General features: G+C 46.5%; 1 protein-coding gene and 1 pseudogene. Both read right to left on the bottom strand.

The annotated features are described in order from the left end of the window. Positions 1-355, bottom strand: a pseudogene (locus tag ACP45E_RS12870) (transglycosylase SLT domain-containing protein); the annotation flags it as partial. A 265-nt stretch (positions 356-620) separates the two neighbouring features. After that, positions 621-1222, bottom strand: a 602-nt coding sequence (gloB, locus tag ACP45E_RS12865; protein ID WP_069585075.1) for a hydroxyacylglutathione hydrolase, incomplete at its 5' end; no start/stop codon positions are given.

Here is a 1222-nt window from a genome sequence, read left to right as displayed (position 1 = left end):
CAACCACATCACGACGGCCATCGTACCAAAAATTCTGTTCTAGACCGAAATACTCCCCGGTGGCAGGAACAAACTGCCACAGCCCTGCAGCACTGCCATGTGAATAAGCGAAAGCATCAAAAGAACTTTCTACAATAGGAAGTAAAGCAAGCTCGAGTGGAAGACCTCTTTGCTCAATTTCATTAACAATCAGATATAAAAAAGGTTCAGCACGTTTGGAGACCGTTCTTAAATGCCCTGGATGCTTGAGATACCAAGTGCGGTAATAGTCAACACTCTTGTGATCTGGGACCTCCATTTGTAACTGCATTCCAATACGGTGCCAGATATCTTGTTGAGTTTGTGGGGTCACTTCAGCAATAGGTTTTAATTTAGGTGCTGTAGCTTTTAACTCACCTTGATTATCTCCCGTTGATGTTGGCAGGTGAGCCACATCTTGCGTTGGTTGTGAGGTTTCATACTCCCCTGTAGTAGAAGATGACTCCGGTGGCTGAGTAAGTTGGCAGCCTGTTAGTAACAGTGCCAAAACCCAGCTGTATTTTACTCGCATGTAACAGCCCTTTTTTAAAACAGCTGCTGATAATACTGGTCTGCCCCTACAAGTGACAAGCTAGAAAATGCTAAAATTCGTTCTTCCACTCACGTAACGCGGAAAAAACGGAGAGCGGGTCAATGTTTTCTGTTCGATTTGTCACCGATTTAATGACCGATTCCTCTTTGCAACGAAGAAATGGGTTGATCAGCTTTTCAAGTTTGATAGAGCTAGGAAGGGTAGATTGCTTCTGTGCACGAAGGCGATTGACATCATCTCGGTACTGGTGAAGTCGCTGATTCTCTGGCTCAACCGCCAATGCAAAAGAAACATTGCTGGCCGTGTATTCGTGGGCGCAGTAGATTTTTGTTTCTTCAGGCAGTGCGGCTAGTTGATCCAACGCCGTGTGCATCTGCGCGTAAGTCCCTTCAAAAACTCGACCACAACCCGCCGAGAAAAGCGTGTCTCCACAAAATAGATGCCCAGCACCGACATAACCAATATGTCCGAGTGTATGACCCGCTAAGTCGAGCACATCGAAAGACTCTCCAAATAACTCGATTTTATCCCCACCATTTACGGCGTGTGTGAGTGTTGGAATCGGCTCTTTTTCCGGGCCGACAACATCAATGCCGGGATACTGGCGAACGAGCTCAGGAACACCGCCTATATGGTCATGATGATGATGGG

Source organism: Vibrio genomosp. F10 str. 9ZD137 (assembly GCF_049974785.1).
Classification (GTDB): Bacteria; Pseudomonadota; Gammaproteobacteria; order Enterobacterales; family Vibrionaceae; genus Vibrio.
This window is presented reverse-complemented; position numbering and strand designations above follow the sequence as displayed.